The organism is Caryophanon latum (genome assembly GCF_001700325.1).
GTDB classification, from domain to species: domain Bacteria; phylum Bacillota; class Bacilli; order Bacillales_A; family Planococcaceae; genus Caryophanon; species Caryophanon latum.
Genome location: NZ_MATO01000006.1, coordinates 92,675 through 111,434 on the forward strand (window position 1 = coordinate 92,675; position 18,760 = coordinate 111,434).

Below are 18,760 nucleotides of genomic sequence, written 5' to 3' on the forward strand. Positions count from 1 at the left end.
GCAACTGAACACGTATGGATATCCTCGAGCAATTAAGCAACATGGCCCCGTATTTACATTTAGCATTAAAGCAAGAAGCTGTAGTTGTTGTTGTTGAAAAAGAGAGCGAAAAAGTTTTAAAATACTTACCAGGGAAGAACTTAGAAATCGGTTATCGTGAGGGCGATCGTATTAAGGCGACTGATACGAACGTTCATACCGCGTTAAACGGTCGAAATTCAGATATTTATTTAGATGCAAGCATTTATGGCATGCCGATCAATGCATATGCGTTTCCTATAAAGGAAGGTAATCGAGTAGTCGGTGTACTCGGCTTCGGTAACCCAATCGATAAAGAACGCCAGCTAGAGGAATATATCGATACGGTACGCGATATCGTAAACGTATTACAAGATAAAACACATCGTATGGCATCGCATTCAGAGCAGCTAGCATCGACGAGCGAGCAAATTCGTGAGCAATCAGAGCGCGCATTAGCCGACTCGGAAAAAACGAATGACATTACGAAATTAATTCGCGGCATTTCACGACAAACGAACTTACTTGGCTTAAATGCCTCAATTGAAGCAGCGCGCGCCGGTCAGCACGGTGCAGGCTTTAACATCGTTGCACAAGAAGTACGCAAGCTGTCTCTACAAACGGACGAATCAACAGAAGAGATCGAACGTGCGTTAACGAGCGTGAAATCGAATTTAAGTGCATTACTACAAAATATGACGCACATTACAGAAGCATCAACGGAAGAAGCAAAGCTCACACAAGAAGTAAGCGGCGTTATTGAAACGTTAAGCGACGTATCGACGAAGCTTGAGCATTTCATGAAGACGATGTTGAAATAATAGCAAGACAATATGTGACAAGAAAGACGCTAACGGAGAAAATTTCCGCTAGCGTCTTTCTTTTTGTTATAAATGTTCAAGCGTGTTCATTCTCGGTCAATTGGCAACAGCGTATGGCGCCTTGCTTTGTCAAAACAGAAAAACCAGGTCTGTTGATTAGCCATTTTTATAAAGCTGAATCGGTTGTTTTCAGTAGCAAAACTGACATGAATGCAGCATTGAATTGGCATGGGAGCGTGCGGCGAGACTCCTTTGGGAAAAGCTCGTGCCTCAAGACCCCGTAAGCCGCGACGTAGGAGCGGTGCGGAGGCTTGAGCCGAGCCCCAGGAAAGCGAGCCGCAATACGCGAACTGCCAGTTGAATGGCTAATCAACACGCTTGCAGAAAAACATGTGTTCCTGCGCTTACTCGTCTCACATCAATTTGCTGGGGCTCGGCGGCGAATACGATGTCGGTCGTGAAGATGATTGGCGCTCGTCACTTTCCTCAATCGTCTGCGCTTTACAAGTTTCTTGAGTCGCGCCTACCTCAACGTAAAAAGTTATAGTGAAGTGCTGATAATTTAGAAATGAAAATAAGGAAAAATATGATATTTTATGTTACTGTTAAGTAGAATAAACTTGGAAGAGTAGGTGAAAAGCAATGAGTCTATTACAGCAAGTGAGCGATATGTTAATTTATATGCATTTAGCGTTGAAGGAAGAAGCAACGATGGTCGTTGTCGATAAAGAAACACAAATCGTGTTAAATTACTTACCAGGTAAAGACATTAACGTTGGCTATAAAAAAGGTGACCGTGTGCATCCAGATGACCAAAATATTCATATTGCATTAAGCGGAAGGCGAGCAGATGTTTATATTGACGCGAGCGTGTACGGCATGCCAATGAATGCATATTCGTACCCGATTGTTGAAAATGGCCAAGTAGTCGGCGCATTAGGCTTTGGTAAACCGATGAACAAGGAACGCCAGCTTGAGGAATACATAAATACGATGCGTAATATGGTAGGTGTGCTACAAAATAAAACGCATCAAATGGCGGCGCGTTCACAGCAGCTTGCCGCAACGAGCGATCAAATTCGTGAACAGTCCGAGCGTGCATTAGCTAACTCAGCGAAAACGAACGACGTCACGAAGCTCATTCGCGGCATTTCACGACAAACGAACTTACTCGGTTTAAATGCATCAATTGAAGCGGCGCGCGCAGGTGAACACGGTGCAGGCTTTAACATCGTTGCGCAGGAAGTACGAAAACTATCGATGCAAACGGATGAATCGACAGAGGAAATCGAGCGCGCCTTAAGTAGCGTGCAAACGAACTTGCAAAATTTGCTGCACAATATGACACATATTACGACCGCATCGACGGAAGAGGCAAGGATCACACAGGAAGTAAGCGACGTTATCGAAACGCTGCACGACGTTTCGACAAAGCTAGAGCATTTCATGAAAACGATGTCGAAATAAAGAAAAGCGGTCCGATGCATAATGCTCGAACCGCTTTTTTTGGCGCATTAAGTAAAAATGGTTGTACCGAATGTCTTTTTTCTTTTATGATAAGGAAGTATGTAAAAAAGGAGATAATTAAACATGACTTTAGAAAAAGATATATTAGCACGTCGCACGTTTGCGATCATTTCCCATCCGGATGCTGGTAAAACGACGATTACAGAAAAACTATTATTATTTGGTGGCGCAATTCGTGATGCAGGTACAGTAAAAGGAAAGAAATCAGGTAAGTTCGCTACATCTGACTGGATGGAAATCGAAAAGCAACGTGGGATTTCGGTTACTTCATCTGTAATGCAATTTGATTACTCAGGTTGCCGCGTAAACATTTTAGATACACCTGGTCACCAAGACTTCTCAGAGGATACGTATCGTACGCTAATGGCGGTTGACTCAGCTGTCATGGTTGTCGATGCAGCAAAAGGGATCGAGGCACAAACGCTGAAATTATTCAAAGTTTGTAAAATGCGCGGTATTCCAATTTTCACGTTCATTAATAAGCTTGACCGTCAAGGGAAGGAGCCGCTTGAGTTAATCGAGGAGCTAGAAGAAAGCCTTGGCATTAACGCGTATCCGATGAACTGGCCGATCGGTATGGGCAAAGAGTTCCTCGGTATTTATGACCGCTACAATAAACGTATTGAGCAATTCCGTGTAGAAGAGGAAGACCGCTTTTTACCACTAGATGAAGATGGTCACTTAGCAGTAGATAACGATATGAAAAAAACATCGTACTACACGCAAGCAATGGAAGATATTGAACTATTAAATGAAGCAGGTAACTCGTATTCACGCGACAAAATTGACCGCGGTGAATTAACGCCTGTGTTCTTCGGTTCGGCATTAACGAACTTCGGTGTACAAACGTTCCTTGATACGTATTTACAATTTGCGCCGACACCTCAGCCACGTATTACGGAGGACGAGCAATTTATCGACCCAGTAGATCATCAAGATTTCTCTGGCTTCATTTTCAAAATTCAAGCGAACATGAATCCAGCGCACCGAGACCGTATCGCATTCGTGCGCATCGTATCAGGACAGTTCGACCGCGGTATGAACTTAACGCTTGCTCGTACTGGGAAATCGTTTAAAGTAACGCAATCGACGCAGTTTTTAGCGGACGACCGCGAAACAGTAAATACAGCTGTTGCCGGTGACATTATCGGTTTATACGATTCAGGTACGTATCAAATTGGTGACACGCTTACAGGCGGCAAAAAGACGTTCAATTTTGAAAAGCTGCCACAGTTTACGCCAGAAATTTTCATGAAAGTATCGGCGAAAAACGTAATGAAAGGGAAGCAATTCCAAAAAGGCGTACTGCAGCTCGTGCAAGAAGGGGCAATTCAGTACTTTAAAACGTTGCACACAGAAGAAATCATTTTAGGGGCGGTTGGGCAATTACAGTTTGAAGTGTTCCAACACCGTATGATGGGCGAGTACAACGTTGAAGTAACGATGCAGCCAGTCGGTCAAAAAATCGCACGCTGGATTGAAAACGAGGAGGACGTAAAAGAGTCGATGCACTCGGCGCGTTCGATGCTCGTAAAAGACCGCTTCGATAACAAAGTATTTTTATTTGAAAATGAGTTCGCGATGCGTTGGTTTAACGACAAAAACGAGCACATTCAATTATATAGCTTGCTGTAACGTAGGCAGGGCGCTAGGGGAGACAGTTCCTCTAGCGTTTTTTTGTATATATATGACGCTTACGACGTTTGCTGTTCGCTTCGTGCGACTCGCTTTCCTAGGGCGCGGCTTGAGCCTCCTCGTCGCTACGCTTCTGTCAGATCTCAAGTCTCGCGCTTTTCCCTAAGGAGTCTCGCCGCATCGCTTCCATCAACGCTTCGTTCTACTAAATATGTAGCATGACATTACTATAACTTATACAAAAAATCAGATGGTGTTATCGTGCATCATTCCGAATTGTATGCATAATTCGACCGTCAGCTGATGACAATCACATATGCGTGACGTTTCTTTTTTCAAACAAACGGTAAATGGCGTATGATGAATAGGCAAACATGTTGATTCGTATATTGCGCATTGCGATCGCTATTATGCATGAAGCGCAACATCAGCATATTACAATACGAGGGGTTTTGTGTATGAACATTAGTCGCTTTTCGATTAAGCGTCCGGTATTTACGGTCGTGACGATGCTGTTTGTCATCATTTTAGGCGTCGTGTCGCTTTTGAAAATACCGATTACGCTTATTCCTGAGCTTAATCCTCCAATCGGCGTTGTCGTAACGTCGTATCCAGGGGCAAGCCCACAAGAAGTAAATGAAAAAATTACGAAGCCGCTTGAAGATTCGCTCGCGACGCTGCCAGGCATTAAACGTCTGCAGTCGACGTCGCAAGAAAGCGCAAACTTTATTTTAATGGAGTTTGATTGGTCGACAACGATTGACGATGTGCAGCAAGACGTGCAGCAGCGTCTTAGCGTTGTGCCGGTACCAGAAGGAGCAGGTCAGCCGCAGTTTTTAAAATTCGATCCGGCGCAGTTGCCAGTGTTGCAGCTGTCACTTCGTTCGAGTGATGACGAGGATATTCGTATCATTGCAGAAGAGCTTGAGCAGCAGCTAACGCGCATTGAAGGTGTCGCGAGTGTGACGACGTCTGGCAAGCTCATTGAGGAAGTGCAAATTGAGCTCGATGCGGCGGCATTAAAAGAAAAAGGCTATACGCAAGCCGACATCGTACAGCTCATTCAAGCAAACAATATTAGTTTACCAGGTGAGCCTGTGCAAGCGGATGATGGGCAAACGTTAACGACGCGTATCGTTAGTACGTTTTCATCCGCTGAGCAAATTGCGGAACTCATGCTGTCAGTCAATCCGTTAACAGGTGATCCAGTGTACGTAAAAGACGTCGCAACGGTAACGCGTCAGGAGCAGGCGCAAACGTCAATTACGCGTGCAAACGACGAGCAAGCGGTGTTGTTATCAGTGCTACAGGAGTCAGGGGCGAATACAGCTGATGTGTCGTCCGCATTCCAAGAGACGCTTAATGACTTGTTAGCGCAGCCGGAGTACGAAGGAATTACAGCCGATATTTTATTTGACCAAGGCGATTACATTCGTCTATCAATTGCAAATATCGGACAGTCGCTCATACTCGGTGGCTTATTTGCGATGCTTGTATTGTTCGTCTTTTTACGAAACGTCAAAAGCCCGCTCATTATTGGTGTGGCCATTCCGTATTCAGTCATTGTAACGTTCGTACTTATGTATTTTGCGGACTTTTCGCTCAACATTTTAACGCTCGGGGCACTCGCGCTCGGCATCGGTATGCTCGTCGATAATGCGATTGTCGTGATCGAAAATATTGAGCGACATATCGGCATGGGCAAGTCGCGTGTCGAGGCAGCGAAGGACGGGGCGAAAGAAGTGACGCTTGCATTATTAGCATCGACTGTCACGACTGTAGCTGTATTTATTCCGGTGTTATTTATTGAAGGGCTAATCGGGCAAATTTTTACGGAATTTGCGCTGACGATTTCGTTTAGCTTAAGTGCGTCACTCGTTGTGGCATTAACGGTCGTGCCGATGCTTGCGAGCAAATTTTTATCGGAACAAGTGAGTGAACAGCAAAATAAACGTTACAATTCGAAGGTGTATACGCATTTTTTAAGCTCCGTTCGCACTGCATTAAAGTATCGTTTAATCGTGCTACTGACAGCGATTGTGCTTGTAGCTGTTAGTATTTTTGCATTGTTCCAAGCAGAGACGGAATTTATTCCAGCGACCGATGAAGGGTTCGTGTCGGTTAGCGTCGAGTTGCCAAAAGGGACGTCGCTTCAGAAAACGGAGCAAACGGTGACGAAAATTGAACATATTTTAAAGGATCAGTCGGAGCTTGATGTGTATGTCAGCTTAATTGGCAGTACGCAGGAGGCACAGTCGCAAGGTTCAGCGAGTGTGAACGAAGCGGAAATTTCGGTAAAGCTCGTGCCGCTAAATGAGCGAGATCGCAGCGTATTTGCGTTTTCAGAGGACGTGCAAAAAGACATTGAAGCAGCGGTCGGAGAAGATGTAAATGTTGAAATGAGCGTTTCGACATCATCAGGCTCATCGCCGACGACGACATCGTTCCGTTTACTAAACACGAACGAAAAAGCGCTTGCAGAAGACGTGGCGAACGTACAAAAGGCGTTGCAACAAGAGAGTGTCGTTGTTGATGTACGCTCAGACTTAGTAAATACAGTAGAAGAGCTACAAATTGAAGTCGACAAGGAGGCGGTGAAGCAGTACGGGCTTGTGCCAGCACAAGTAGCGCAAACGGTTTACAATATGACGCGCGGTATGTTAGCGACGCAAATTATTACCGACGATGGCGAAGTGCTGTCAGTGTATGTCAGCTTCGGTGAGGCATTTTCAGCAAACGTCGATAACTTACGCGAAATGGAGTTGCGTGCACCATCTGGGGTGTTTGTGCCATTAGAAGCAGTTGCGTCAATTAAAGTAGCGGAAGCGCCAACATCGATTCGTCGCTCAGATCAAACGCCGGCAGTTGCCGTTTTTGTTGATTATGAAAGTGACGCATCACTCGGTCGTATTTCAGAAGTTGTTGATGAAGCGATTGCGGGCGTGACGCTGCATGAAGGAACCGAGGTGGCGTTTACAGGTGACCGCGAGCTATACGATAGCGCCATTAACGATATGATGATGGCAGTTATTTTAGCGGTCGTCCTCGTGTATTTAATTATGGCTGCGCAGTTTGAATCGTTTAAATATCCGTTCGTTATGCTGTTTTCGATTCCGCTTATGGTCATCGGTGTTGCGGCAACGTTGTTTATTACGAATACGCTACTTGGGGTAACGGCAGTCATCGGCATACTCGTCCTCGTTGGTATCGTTGTCAATAATGGTATTGTGCTCGTCGATTATATGAATCAGAAAAAAGCAGCTGGTGCGACGACTGAGGAAGCGATACTGCTCGGCGTGCGCGACCGTGTGCGACCGATTTGTATGACAGCGCTGACGACGATTTTAGGGCTGCTGCCACTTGCACTCGGTATAGGGGAAGGTACAGAGCTAAATCAACCGATGGGAATTGTCACAATTGGTGGTTTACTATGCTCAACGGTGCTAACGCTTTACATTGTACCAATTATGTATAGTTATGTAGATCATATGAAAAAGGTGTAAATAATTAACGCTATATCGATTGAACTTTTGAATATGACCAAGCGTGTTGATTAGCCATTAAACTGGCATTTCGCGTATGGTGGCTCGCTTTGCTCCTGCGATTACTCGAACCGAAAATCGTGGAACAAAGGCTCAATTCGTCGCGTCCATGCGACAACGCCTTTGTGACCAACATCATGTTGCCCTCCGCGAAAAGCGTCCGCCGAAACAAAAGAACGGTACAATATTAAGTTCAATGTATATATACAAGGTGAGTGAAACTTGTAATACAGACGTTGCTCGAAACAAGGGGCGACCTTTAGTAGAAAAAACGAAAGCTCCTTTTTTGACGAGTAACAGTAGAGGCTCAAGCTGCACCTAGGAAAAAGTTTGCCTCGACGTAAAAAGCAAAAGTAGCTAATGCGCATACACAATTGTAAAATTTAATACCGATTATTTGCGCGAGCATTTTTTTATGCTATACTAAATGTAACTTAAAAAAATATCTTTTTGACAACGTTGTCAAAGGGGAGTAGCTATAGAGCACGTCTCTACTTCACATTCGTCATTACATGGTGACGAGCCATCGGGTGTGATAGCAAGTTTTTTCTTACTTTGCTTAGCAAGACCTTTGCCTTTTATTAGGCATGGGTCTTTTTTGTTGTCTGAAATGTGATGTTTTTTTTCGTGTATGCTTTAAATACCTAGTAATATGGGTAAAAACAAATGTAGAAATTAAAGGAGGAACAGTGTTCATGGAAGCAGTATTATTGGAATACGCATGGGTCGTTGTTGTACTGATCTTTTTAGAAGGCTTACTAGCGGCTGATAACGCAGTCGTAATGGCTGTTATGGTAAAACATTTACCGAAAGAGCAACAAAAGAAAGCACTATTTTACGGTTTATTAGGAGCGTTTGTGTTCCGATTCGCCGCATTATTTTTAATTACAGTTCTAGCTAAATATTGGCAAATTCAAGCGTTAGGTGCACTTTACTTATTATTCATCTCGATTAAGCATTTATATGACAATCACTTTAGTAAAGGTGACGAAGAAGACGGTGAAGAAGGCAGTGCGAAAAAAGGCTCTGGTTTCTGGATGACAGTATTAAAAGTTGAGCTTGCGGATATTGCATTTGCGATTGACTCAATGCTTGCGGCAGTTGCGATTGCAATTACTTTACCAGCCATTCCTGGTTATGAAGACGTATTCGTTGGTGGCATTAACATCGGACCGTTCGTTGTTATGTTCTTAGGTGGTTTCATCGGTTTAGTCATTATGCGTTTTGCTGCACAAGCGTTCGTTGGTTTATTAAACCGTTATCCAGCACTTGAAACGACAGCGTTTTTAATTGTTGGTTGGGTAGGTGTGAAGCTAGCTGTACTTGCACTTGGCCATGAAAATTTAGCAATTATCGATACGCATTTCCCACACTCAACAACGTGGAAAGTAATCTTCTGGATCGTGTTACTCGGTTTAGCAATCGGTGGCTACGTAGTAAGTGTTGTAAAAGAGAAAAAAGAAAACAAACAATAATCGAAGCGCGCTACTTGAAAAGTCATTTTCGAGTAGCGCGTTTTTATTGGAAATAGCTATTCTTTTTCTTTTTTCGTATACTGTAGAAATATTGCGACAGAAAGTAGGGGATGCGTTTGTGGCAGAAGCTCGTCAATCGAAAAATGACACCGTTTCAAATGATTGTAGCGTACTATTGCATTGCGATTGCACTATCATTTAGCTTGCTGCGGCTACCGATCGTGCATTTGCCCGGCGTTGAAGTGCATTGGTTCGATAGCTTGTTTATGGCAGTTAGTGCGGTCAGTGTAACGGGCTTGACGGTTATTGACGTCGTCGATACATATTCGGTATATGGCATTATCGTCATTATTTTAATTTTACAGCTCGGTGCAATTGGCATTATGGCAATCGGCACGCTCATTTGGGTCGTGCTCGGGCGTAAAATTGGCATGAAGGAACGCCAGCTCATTATGATCGATAGCAATCAGCTAACTGTTTCTGGTGTCGTTCATTTAGTGCTGCAAATTGTGCGTATTTTAATTATGATTGAAGTAATCGGCGCATTTATTTTAATGGTGCATTATAGCCGCTATTTTGATACGTTTGAAGACGCGATGTTGCACGGCGTATTTACCGCAGTTTCGGCGACGACAAACGGCGGCTTTGATATGACTGGCATGTCGATGCAGCCGTATCATCACGATTACTTTATCCAATTTATTTGCATCGTGCTCGTCATGCTCGGTGCGGTTGGATTTCCAGTACTGATTGAAGTAAAAGCATTTTTACAATCAAATTCGAGCAATTTCCGCTTTAGCTTATTTACGAAAATTACGACGGCGACATATGCGGCGCTATTTCTCGTCGGTGCAATCGGCATTTTTATTTTAGAAATATTTCATTCAATGAAGCATATGACGTGGCACGAAGCGGTTTTTACGGCGCTATTTCATTCGGCATCGACGCGCTCAGCAGGTCTATCGACGGTCGATGTGACGGAATTTAACGAGGCGACGCAAGTGTTCATGAGCTTTTTAATGTTTATCGGTGCATCGCCTAGCTCAGTTGGTGGCGGCATTCGCACGACGACATTTGCGCTCGTCGTATTGTTTTTAGTAACGTTCGCACTCGGTCACGAAAAAATTCACGTGTTTGGGCGCACGATTTCACAAATGGACGTGTCGCGCGCATTTGCCGTATTCATCGTGGCGCTCTTGCTCGTTATGGTGTCGACGATGATTTTACTCATTACCGAGCGACATGCGACGCTGACGGAAATTTTATTTGAAATTACGTCTGCGTTTGGAACGTGCGGCTTGTCGCTCGGCATTACGAACGATTTGTCTGCAATTGGCAAAGTCGTCATTTTGCTGCTTATGTTTATCGGGCGTGTCGGCTTAATTTCGTTTTTATATTCGATTGGTGGCAATACGCGAAAGCGAAAATACGACTACCCGACCGAACGTATTATTATTGGCTAAATAAAAAAAGGTTTGAAGAAAAAAATGAAGCGTTATCGGAAGAATTTATTTTCCCGATAACGCTTTTTTGTTGTTCGACTACGCTTCGTTTCGCGGACGCTTTCCTGTGGGAACGGAGGCGAACACGATGTTGGTCATGCGAGCGGTGCCACAAGGACGTGGCGCAACCGCCGTACTCGAGCCTTGCAGTCGCAAGTCTCTCAACACGTTCTTTTCTCCTAGGAGTCGCCGCTTCACACGCTTCGTCATCAAATTCCGGCTATGAATATCATCTGTTGTGCGACAAAAATATACTTCTGTCCCAACATCTTTTTCTTTAATTAGTTTATCGCTAATCAATCCACTTGCTATACAGCGTTAAAATCGATCCACCGTCGTAATAAACGGACGATCACCTTGGCGGAAGTATGCGATCATATATTGCTCCTTGCGTTCAACGCGTCCTTGCAGCAATGCGTCATAGTTAAATGCCACTGGTACGATTAACGTATGTTTAAATAAGTCGCGCTCGTTAATATTGAGTGCCGCAAACGCTTCACCAGCAAGCGATGCATCTTGCTTCATTTTTTGAATGAGCTCTTTTTGCTGCGTGCCTGGTAAGTGCATTGACCACCATGCTTTACGCGGAATAAACTGCTGCGGTGCGATGTAATCAAGCACCATTAAGCTCTCCACTAATGCAAGGTCGATGTTTGGCACAGTGCGTAAAAATTCAAGCAGACGTTGGAATAAGTCGTCTAGCTGATGTCCAATACGTGACCAGCCACGCGTTTCCCAATACGTCCCAAACTGCTGGAAAAAATCAAACGGCGTTTCAAACGCTTCCGTTACTAAATATTCGACAGTGTAATCCATGCGGTGGTCATTCCAATATTTCTCAAGTACATCTTCGGCATGTTTAATGCGCACGATATCATCAAACGTTAATACATTGTTTGAAAAAATTTCATACGGTGATACGTCAACATATGTGTAGCCATACTTTTGTGCTTCAACGCGTAACCCTGTGCCGCGCAGTAGCTTTAAGAAACCAAGCTGTAATTCCTCTGGGCGCATCGCAAACACGTCGTTAAACGTTTTGCGGAACGAGCTGTAATCTTCCTCTGGTAAGCCGGCGATTAAATCTAAATGCTGATCGATTTTGCCACCTTCTTTGACCATCGTCACAGTGCGGGTTAGCTTCTCGAAGTTTTGGCGACGCTTCACAAGGTCATTCGTTAAGTCATTCGTCGATTGTACGCCAATTTCGAAGCGGAACAAACCTTTTGGTGCGTTATCATTTAAAAATTGAATCACTTCTGGGCGCATAATGTCTGCTGTAATTTCAAACTGGAATACGACACCTGGCAAATGCTCATCAATTAAAAACTGGAACATTTCCATCGCGTAGCTGCGTGAAATGTTAAACGTACGGTCGACGAATTTAATCGTTTTCGCACCGTTGTTCATTAAGTAGCGGATGTCGTCTTTAATTTTTTCGCGGCTAAAGTAGCGCACGCCAACTTCGATACTTGATAAGCAAAATTGACAGCTAAACGGGCAGCCGCGTGACGTTTCGATATATTGGATACGTTTACCTAGCTCTGCTTGATCTTCATCAAAGCGGAATGGGCTCGGTAGCTCACGTAAATCAACTTTTGGAGGCTGCGCGTGAATTTTTAGCTTATCGTCTTGTAAAAATGCAATGCCTCGCACTTCCTCTAACGTACGTTTGCCGTCAATATGCTCGACTAGTTCAACAATTGACACTTCACCTTCACCCATGACGATAAAGTCGACTTCAGGAATTTTGCGTACCCATTCATGCACGTCGTATGACACTTCAGGGCCACCGATGATAATTTTGACGTTCGGCAGTACAGTACGCAGCATACGAATGACTTTAATCGTCTCTTCGATGTTCCAAATGTAACAACTGAAACCAACAATATCAGGGCTTTTTTGAAATAAATCTGATACAATATTAAACGCAGGATCCTTAATTGTATATTCAACCATTTCGGATTCGTATTGCGGAAGTAGCGCACCTTTTAAGTAGCGCAGCGCTAAATTTGTATGAATGTATTTAGCGTTTAATGTAGATAAAATAATTTTCATGGAAAATCTCCTTCGTTCGATTGAGATTGTTATTGAACAGTCATTAACCGTCTTATTTTAAACGGTAATGATACGGAATACAACTATTTATCCTTTAATGGAAGTATATAATCGGCAAAGCAGAAGCATAGTTGCTCGTAACGAGAGGCGGATTTCGGTGGCAAAAGCGTGAACTTGACACGAACGTACTACGACACGCCCACTTCGGCAGTGGAGAGCAACGTTTATACAATCAGTGCGTAGCTTCGTATAATAAACATATTATTGTGAAGAAGAGGTAAGTTAATGAACGGCGAACAAACAAACGAAACGTTAAAGCTTTACATTGTGATGTCGCGCGCAATGAAGGCAATCAATGAACAAACGACAAAATTTTTCCAAGCAAACGGCGTGAACCCAACTGAATTTGCGGTTCTTGAGCTATTGTTCCATAAAGGCGCACAGCCGCTTCAGCAAATCGGCTCGAAAATTTTGCTCGCAAGCGGCTCGATTACGTACGTTGTTGATAAGCTAGAGCAACGTGGTTATTTACGCCGTGTACATTGCCCAACAGACCGACGCGTGACGTACGCTGAAATTACAGAGGCGGGTACAACGTTTATGGCTGAGCTGTTTCCACGACACGAACAGCAGCTACACTCGTTAATGGCAGCGCTTGATTGTGACGAAAAGGCAGCAGCCATTACGCTTATAAAAAAGCTCGGTTTATCGATTAAAGATTTGTCATATTAAACGAGCTCTGTTCATACGTCACGTTTATACAGCTGAATTGCTTGTTTTCAGCAGCAAAACGGAAATGAATGCAGCATTATAGTGGCAGGAAAGCGAGCAGCCATACGCGAAATGCCAGTTAAATGGCGAATCAACACGCTTGATATTAAACGTCAAAATAGGTGTGTTCAGATTTTTCCGAACACACTTATTTTTTATTGTCCTTGAATTGTAACAGCCATTTGCATCATCGCATTTAAAAACTTGCGCTCGGCTGTGTCCATTAACGTAAACTGCGCTAAAATTGACGGTGTTTCAAGCGCCATAATAACGACGTATTCACCATTTACATTCACTTCAAATGCGGCGATGTTGCTAATGTTATCACCCATTGGTAAATCTTCAATCGGTGTAATGTCGCCTATCGCATTTGCTTGATCCATAGCAGCTGTAAATACATCGTCGTACGTTTTTTCACCGAACGTAAACGCTTCAATTGCCATTGCAATGCGCTCATTGCTCGTATAGAGTAGCTGGTCTTTTCCTGTTTCCTCTGCTACAAGCTTAAAGCCGTCCATCACTTCAAGTCCATATGGCTGTTCGCTACTCGTCGTAAAATTTGTCGGTGCGCTATATGTTTCGTTGTTTTGTACGTACGTCATCTCACCAGATGGCTCGATGTCCTCCTCTGATGTCCCTTCAACCGTTTCGATCGGCACTTCCTTTTCAACGACTTCAGTTTCTTGGATCACCGTTTCACGCTCTGTCGGTGCAGGCACGCTTTCGGTTACTGTCCCTTCAACTGGCTCTACTTCGTCAACGCTTTCCTCGACAACAGCTGGTGTGTCGACTTCTTCAGCGGGTGCTACAATTTCATCTGTGACATTTTGTGTATTGTTACAAGCTACAAGTATAATTGCTGCAGCTGCGGAAAATAGCCATACTTTTTTCATTATTTTATACGCCCCCTTATGCTTGTATATGACGTCTATTATAATGAATTGTTGCTAACGATACACGTCATTTCGTTCACATGTTGTAAGTTAAATTACATCTTTTTAGTTAAATGGTAAAAAATACTATGATTTTTGCGGTGATTCGCTATAATAAATAGAAAAAAATGGGTATTTACAGACGAGGAGGGACATTATATGACGACGCAATACGAACAACAACTAGAACAATTAATTGCACAGCAAATTACAAAAATCGAAATTAGCAAACAAGATTTTTATGCGTTTCGAGAAGTGTTAGTGAAGCATCCAAAATTTAAGCATATTCGAGGAACTGCACATCAAGGTGGAAGAGTAACATATACGTATTTAGAAGTTCCTCGTAGTTAATGGCGTAAACTGCAAAGGGGTATGGCGTATGGAAAATCTTTTAACGAGGATTGAGGCAATGAGGGCAAAAATGATTGAAGCGGGGATTGTATACGGCTTTCGACACGAAAAAACGATCCAGCTTAGCAGGCAAGTAGACGAGCTATTAAACGCATACGACAGCGAGCGACGTACAATGATAACAAATCGAAATAACGTAAATAATTTGTAAAAAGATGTTTAACAAATGAATATGTGGGAAAAATACATGTGAACACAGCAACATTCTCATTTCCCCCTTTAGAGCAGCGAATATCGTTGCTCTCTTTTTTTGCGTTCAAAAGTATGATACAACTAATGAAAAGGGGGAGATATTGATGAAACGTATCGCAATGATTGGCACAGGGGTAATGGGCGCAAGCATCGTTAAACATTTATTAAATGGAGGCTATGACGTAACCGTTTATACGCGCACGAAAGAAAAAGCAGAGCCGCTTCTTGCACTTGGCGCAGCTTGGGCAAACACACCAGCAGAAGCAGCTGCAAATCAAGAGGCTATTTTAACGATGGTCGGCTATCCGCAAGACGTTGAGGACGTATATTTCGGTGCACAAGGCATCTTTACGACAGCAGAGCAAGGCATGTATGTAATCGATTTAACAACGTCAGAGCCGATGCTTGCAAAACGCATTTATGATGAAGCGAAGACGCGTGGCATTCAGAGCTTTGATGCGCCGGTTTCTGGAGGAGATTTAGGTGCGCAGCAAGGAACGCTATCGATTATGCTCGGCGGTGACGAAAATAAAGTAGAAGCGATTATGCCGCTGCTGCAAACGTTTGGTAAAAATATCGTTTATCAAGGAGCAGCCGGCGCAGGGCAGCATGCGAAAATGTGTAACCAAATTGTTGTCGCAAGCTCGATGATTGGTGTGTGCGAATCAATGGCGTACGCAAAGCATGCCGGACTGTCACCAGAGACGGTGCTACAATCGATTACAGCAGGAGCAGCCGGTTCATGGGCGTTGAGTAATTTAGCACCGCGCATGCTTGCAGCGGATGACGCACCCGGATTTTATATTAAGCATTTCGTTAAAGATATGGGCATCGCGTTAAAGGAATGCACACATATGAATTTACAGCTGCCAGGTTTGCAGCTTGCAAATAAAATGTATAACGAGCTAGTGGAGCAAGGCTATGGAGATTCCGGAACACAAGCGCTATATTATTACTATAAATAGCGTTGTATACTACTTCGCTCAATCAAAACATTTTTTGTGTAATTTGAAGCAACGTACGAGCGTAATCGTAAGACGTGAACAGCCTAATTAGCATATGTGTGTAACAAAGCATCGACTAGTCGAAAATGATTATATAAATGCTAAAAAGATAGCGTAAACAGTCATAGTTTGAGCGAATGCTTTATGATACAATGTTTGTATGAATGAAGGTTAAATTCGGAAGGAGTGAGCCTCGTGGATCACAAAGGTATTTTGCTAGAAAGTGGCACGAATGAGTTAGAAATTGTTGAGTTTGAGGTAGGGAATAATAAGTTTGGCATTAACGTAATTAAAGTAAAAGAAATTATTCAACCAATGCCGGTTACATTTATTCCACACGCACATCCACATGTTGAGGGAATTATTCAATTACGCGGCGAAGTACTTCCTGTGGTTGATATGCTGCAAGTGTTAGGGATTCCAGCAACAGAGCGTAATCCACAGCAAAAGTATATTGTAGCGGAATTTAATAAACAGCGCGTCGTATTCCACGTCGATAACGTAACGCAAATTCACCGTATTTCATGGAATCAAATCGAGAAGCCATCTGATATGTATCACGGCGGTACGTCACAAGTAATCGGTGTTATTAAACAAGAAAACAGCATGATTTTATTGTTAGACTTCGAGCGCATTATGGTCGAAATTAATCCAGAATCAGGCATTCAAATTGAGGAAGTACGCAAGCTAGGCGAGCGTGAACGTTCAGAAAAGCGCATCGTCGTAGCAGAGGATTCACCGTTACTGCGCAAGCTTTTATTTGAAACGTTAAATGAGGCTGGTTATGTGAACGTGGACTTTTATGAAAATGGACGCGATGCACTTGATTATTTAGAGTCATTAGTTGCAGAAGGTAAAGATGTAACGAAAGAAGTACAATTAATTGTAACGGACATCGAAATGCCACAAATGGACGGTCACCATTTAACGAAGCAAGTGAAATCAAACGCGCGCTTAAGTGCTATTCCAGTCATCATCTTCTCAAGCTTAATTACAGACGATTTACGTCATAAAGGTGATGAAGTAGGCGCTGAAGATCAAATTAGTAAGCCAGAAATTGCAGAACTTATTTTACGAATCGATCAATTAATTTTATAATAATAGGTAAAGCTGAATGTGCATATAATGTCATTCAGCTTTTTTTCTACATCTTTTTGTATAGAGCTTGCATTAAAGTAGGTTATGAACAAGAAATTCGTTATGATAAATGATAAAATGTAAAGTTTTGTGAAATTTACGTGTCAATTGTAATTTGTCGTGACAGAACACGTATAATAAATAAGGATCAAATGAGGTGGATTGGGAAAATGGAAAAACGAACAGCGATTATCGACATTGGTTCGAATACGGTACGACTTGTTATTTATAATTACGACGAGCAAGGAACGTTACATGAGCTTGCCAATATGAAAAAGGTAGCACGCTTACGTTCATACGTTGACGAAGCTGGCATGATGAGTGAAGAAGGTGTAGCGGTTTTAAAGGAGCTGCTGCTAAACTACAAGCAAATTTTAGCAGATTTTGGCGTTGAGCAAGTGCATGCAGCGGCAACAGCAGCAGTACGCCAGGCGCAAAATCGTGAGGAAATTGTCGAGACGATGCTGCGTGAAACAGGCATTGAACTACAAATTTTATCGGAGGAGCAGGAGGCATATTTCGGCTTCGTCGCCGTAGCATACTCGATGGCTACTTCGTCGGCGATTACGATTGATATGGGTGGCGGCAGTACTGAAATTACGTGGTTCGAAAATAAAGTGCTACAAAAGACACATAGCTTCCCGTTTGGCACGGTGTCATTAAAACAGCGCTTCATTGCAGGCGATAAAATGACCGAACATGAGCGTGCAGCACTCATTGCTTACGTAAAGGAACAATTCGAATCGTTGCCGTGGATTGTGGATCGCCATTTACCGATCATCGGTATCGGTGGAAGTGCGCGCAACGTCGCTCAAATTCATCAACAGCGCATTAAATATCCGTTATCAAACGTTCATCAATACGAGATGAAAAAAGATGAGATGGATGAGCTCGCACAATTTTTATGGGATTTATCGTTTGACGAACTGAGCCGATTAGAAGGACTTTCGATTGACCGTGCCGATATTATTTTGCCAGCACTTGATGTGTTCCGTACGTTGATGGATGTCGTACATACGTCATCGTACCAGTTTACGAAAAAGGGGCTGCGAGAAGGAATCATCATTAATAAAATTTTGCAGGAAACGCCAGACGCCTACAATAAATACAATATTTTTGGTGATAGCTCAAAAAAGTTAGCGATTAGCTTCGGGCGCAGCGAAGCAGAGCAGCAATATATCGACTACTTAGTGACGGAATTATATAAGCAAACGTGCAAGGAGTTCGGTGTACTGCGCATGGAACGTGAACTCGAATTTATTCGTGGCGCAGCACCATTGTATAACGTCGGCGAGTTTATCGAGCAAGATGCAGCGAGCCATCATACGTTTTACTTAATTGCGAACAAGGCGATTCCAGGCATTACGCATGTAGAGCGCGTACGTATGGCGCTGATCGCATCGTACAAAAATAGAGGACATCTGGACCAGTTGCTCGTTCGCTACAACAATTGGTTTACAAAAGAGGAAATTAAAGAAATTCGCATGCTTGGCTCGATTTTAAAGTTTATTTTTGCATTGAACGTATCGAAACGACGCATTGTGAAAAATATTGAACTGAAAAAGCATGAGGAGCATGTGCACATTATTTTTACGACAGCACAAAAGGCAGCGGCAGAAAGCTATGCAGCAGAGCGCCAAAAAAAGCATATTGAACGTGTGTTACGCATGCCAGTGCAGCTTGAATTTATTGAAGAAGGGTTGGGACAACAATGACGCAAGAACAACAATTAACA

General features: G+C 43.2%; 14 protein-coding genes. 12 read left to right on the top strand and 2 right to left on the bottom strand.

Features of this window, described 5'->3' with window-relative positions; translation table 11 throughout:
• The first annotated feature begins 14 nt into the window (after positions 1-14).
• The 6 genes from A6K76_RS01930 to A6K76_RS01955 all read left to right on the top strand — a co-directional run bounded on the left by A6K76_RS01930 (position 15) and on the right by A6K76_RS01955 (position 10,481).
• Positions 15-839, top strand: coding sequence for a methyl-accepting chemotaxis protein (locus A6K76_RS01930; RefSeq protein ID WP_066461544.1), 825 nt, complete (start codon positions 15-17; stop codon positions 837-839).
• A 642-nt stretch (positions 840-1,481) separates the two neighbouring features.
• Positions 1,482-2,306 (top strand): methyl-accepting chemotaxis protein, encoded by an 825-nt coding sequence (locus tag A6K76_RS17165; RefSeq protein WP_066461545.1) that lies wholly within the window; start codon positions 1,482-1,484, stop codon positions 2,304-2,306.
• A gap of 123 nt (positions 2,307-2,429) precedes the next feature.
• Positions 2,430-4,001 carry a peptide chain release factor 3 gene (locus A6K76_RS01940; protein WP_066461546.1) on the top strand — a complete coding sequence of 524 codons (1,572 nt, stop codon included), beginning with the start codon at positions 2,430-2,432 and terminating at the stop codon, positions 3,999-4,001.
• A 458-nt stretch (positions 4,002-4,459) separates the two neighbouring features.
• Complete coding sequence (locus A6K76_RS01945; RefSeq protein ID WP_066461547.1) at positions 4,460-7,504, top strand: efflux RND transporter permease subunit; 3,045 nt, start codon at positions 4,460-4,462, stop codon at positions 7,502-7,504.
• A gap of 734 nt (positions 7,505-8,238) precedes the next feature.
• Entirely contained in the window at positions 8,239-9,018 is a 780-nt protein-coding gene (locus A6K76_RS01950; RefSeq protein ID WP_066461548.1) for a TerC family protein, read from the top strand.
• 110 nt (positions 9,019-9,128) lie between these two features.
• Positions 9,129-10,481, top strand: a complete 1,353-nt coding sequence (locus A6K76_RS01955) for a TrkH family potassium uptake protein (RefSeq protein WP_066461550.1) — start codon at positions 9,129-9,131, stop codon at positions 10,479-10,481.
• Between the two features lie 357 nt (positions 10,482-10,838).
• Here A6K76_RS01955 and A6K76_RS01960 read toward each other — a convergent pair whose 3' ends face one another.
• Positions 10,839-12,578 carry a B12-binding domain-containing radical SAM protein gene (locus A6K76_RS01960; protein WP_066461555.1) on the bottom strand — a complete coding sequence of 580 codons (1,740 nt, stop codon included), beginning with the start codon at positions 12,576-12,578 and terminating at the stop codon, positions 10,839-10,841.
• A gap of 285 nt (positions 12,579-12,863) precedes the next feature.
• On the opposite strand from A6K76_RS01960, the gene A6K76_RS01965 reads away from it, so the two are divergent.
• Positions 12,864-13,310 carry a MarR family winged helix-turn-helix transcriptional regulator gene (locus A6K76_RS01965; RefSeq protein WP_066461556.1) on the top strand — a complete coding sequence of 149 codons (447 nt, stop codon included), beginning with the start codon at positions 12,864-12,866 and terminating at the stop codon, positions 13,308-13,310.
• 194 nt (positions 13,311-13,504) lie between these two features.
• Here the strand turns inward: A6K76_RS01965 and A6K76_RS01970 are convergent, their stop codons facing one another.
• Positions 13,505-14,242: a hypothetical protein gene (locus tag A6K76_RS01970; RefSeq protein ID WP_066461557.1), complete on the bottom strand. Its 738-nt coding sequence runs from the start codon at positions 14,240-14,242 to the stop codon at positions 13,505-13,507.
• A gap of 198 nt (positions 14,243-14,440) precedes the next feature.
• On the opposite strand from A6K76_RS01970, the gene A6K76_RS01975 reads away from it, so the two are divergent.
• The 5 genes from A6K76_RS01975 to A6K76_RS01990 all read left to right on the top strand — a co-directional run bounded on the left by A6K76_RS01975 (position 14,441) and on the right by A6K76_RS01990 (position 18,740).
• A complete protein-coding gene (locus A6K76_RS01975) occupies positions 14,441-14,632 on the top strand; it encodes a hypothetical protein (protein ID WP_066461558.1) in 192 nt (63 codons plus the stop codon).
• Positions 14,633-14,660: 28 nt separating this feature from the next.
• Positions 14,661-14,843 carry an aspartyl-phosphate phosphatase Spo0E family protein gene (locus tag A6K76_RS16395; protein ID WP_083995187.1) on the top strand — a complete coding sequence of 61 codons (183 nt, stop codon included), beginning with the start codon at positions 14,661-14,663 and terminating at the stop codon, positions 14,841-14,843.
• 145 nt (positions 14,844-14,988) lie between these two features.
• Positions 14,989-15,849 (top strand): NAD(P)-dependent oxidoreductase, encoded by an 861-nt coding sequence (locus tag A6K76_RS01980; protein WP_066461560.1) that lies wholly within the window; start codon positions 14,989-14,991, stop codon positions 15,847-15,849.
• Positions 15,850-16,083: 234 nt separating this feature from the next.
• Positions 16,084-16,986 (top strand): chemotaxis protein, encoded by a 903-nt coding sequence (locus tag A6K76_RS01985; RefSeq protein WP_066461563.1) that lies wholly within the window; start codon positions 16,084-16,086, stop codon positions 16,984-16,986.
• A 209-nt stretch (positions 16,987-17,195) separates the two neighbouring features.
• Positions 17,196-18,740: a Ppx/GppA phosphatase family protein gene (locus A6K76_RS01990; RefSeq protein ID WP_066461565.1), complete on the top strand. Its 1,545-nt coding sequence runs from the start codon at positions 17,196-17,198 to the stop codon at positions 18,738-18,740.
• The last annotated feature ends 20 nt before the right edge of the window (positions 18,741-18,760 follow it).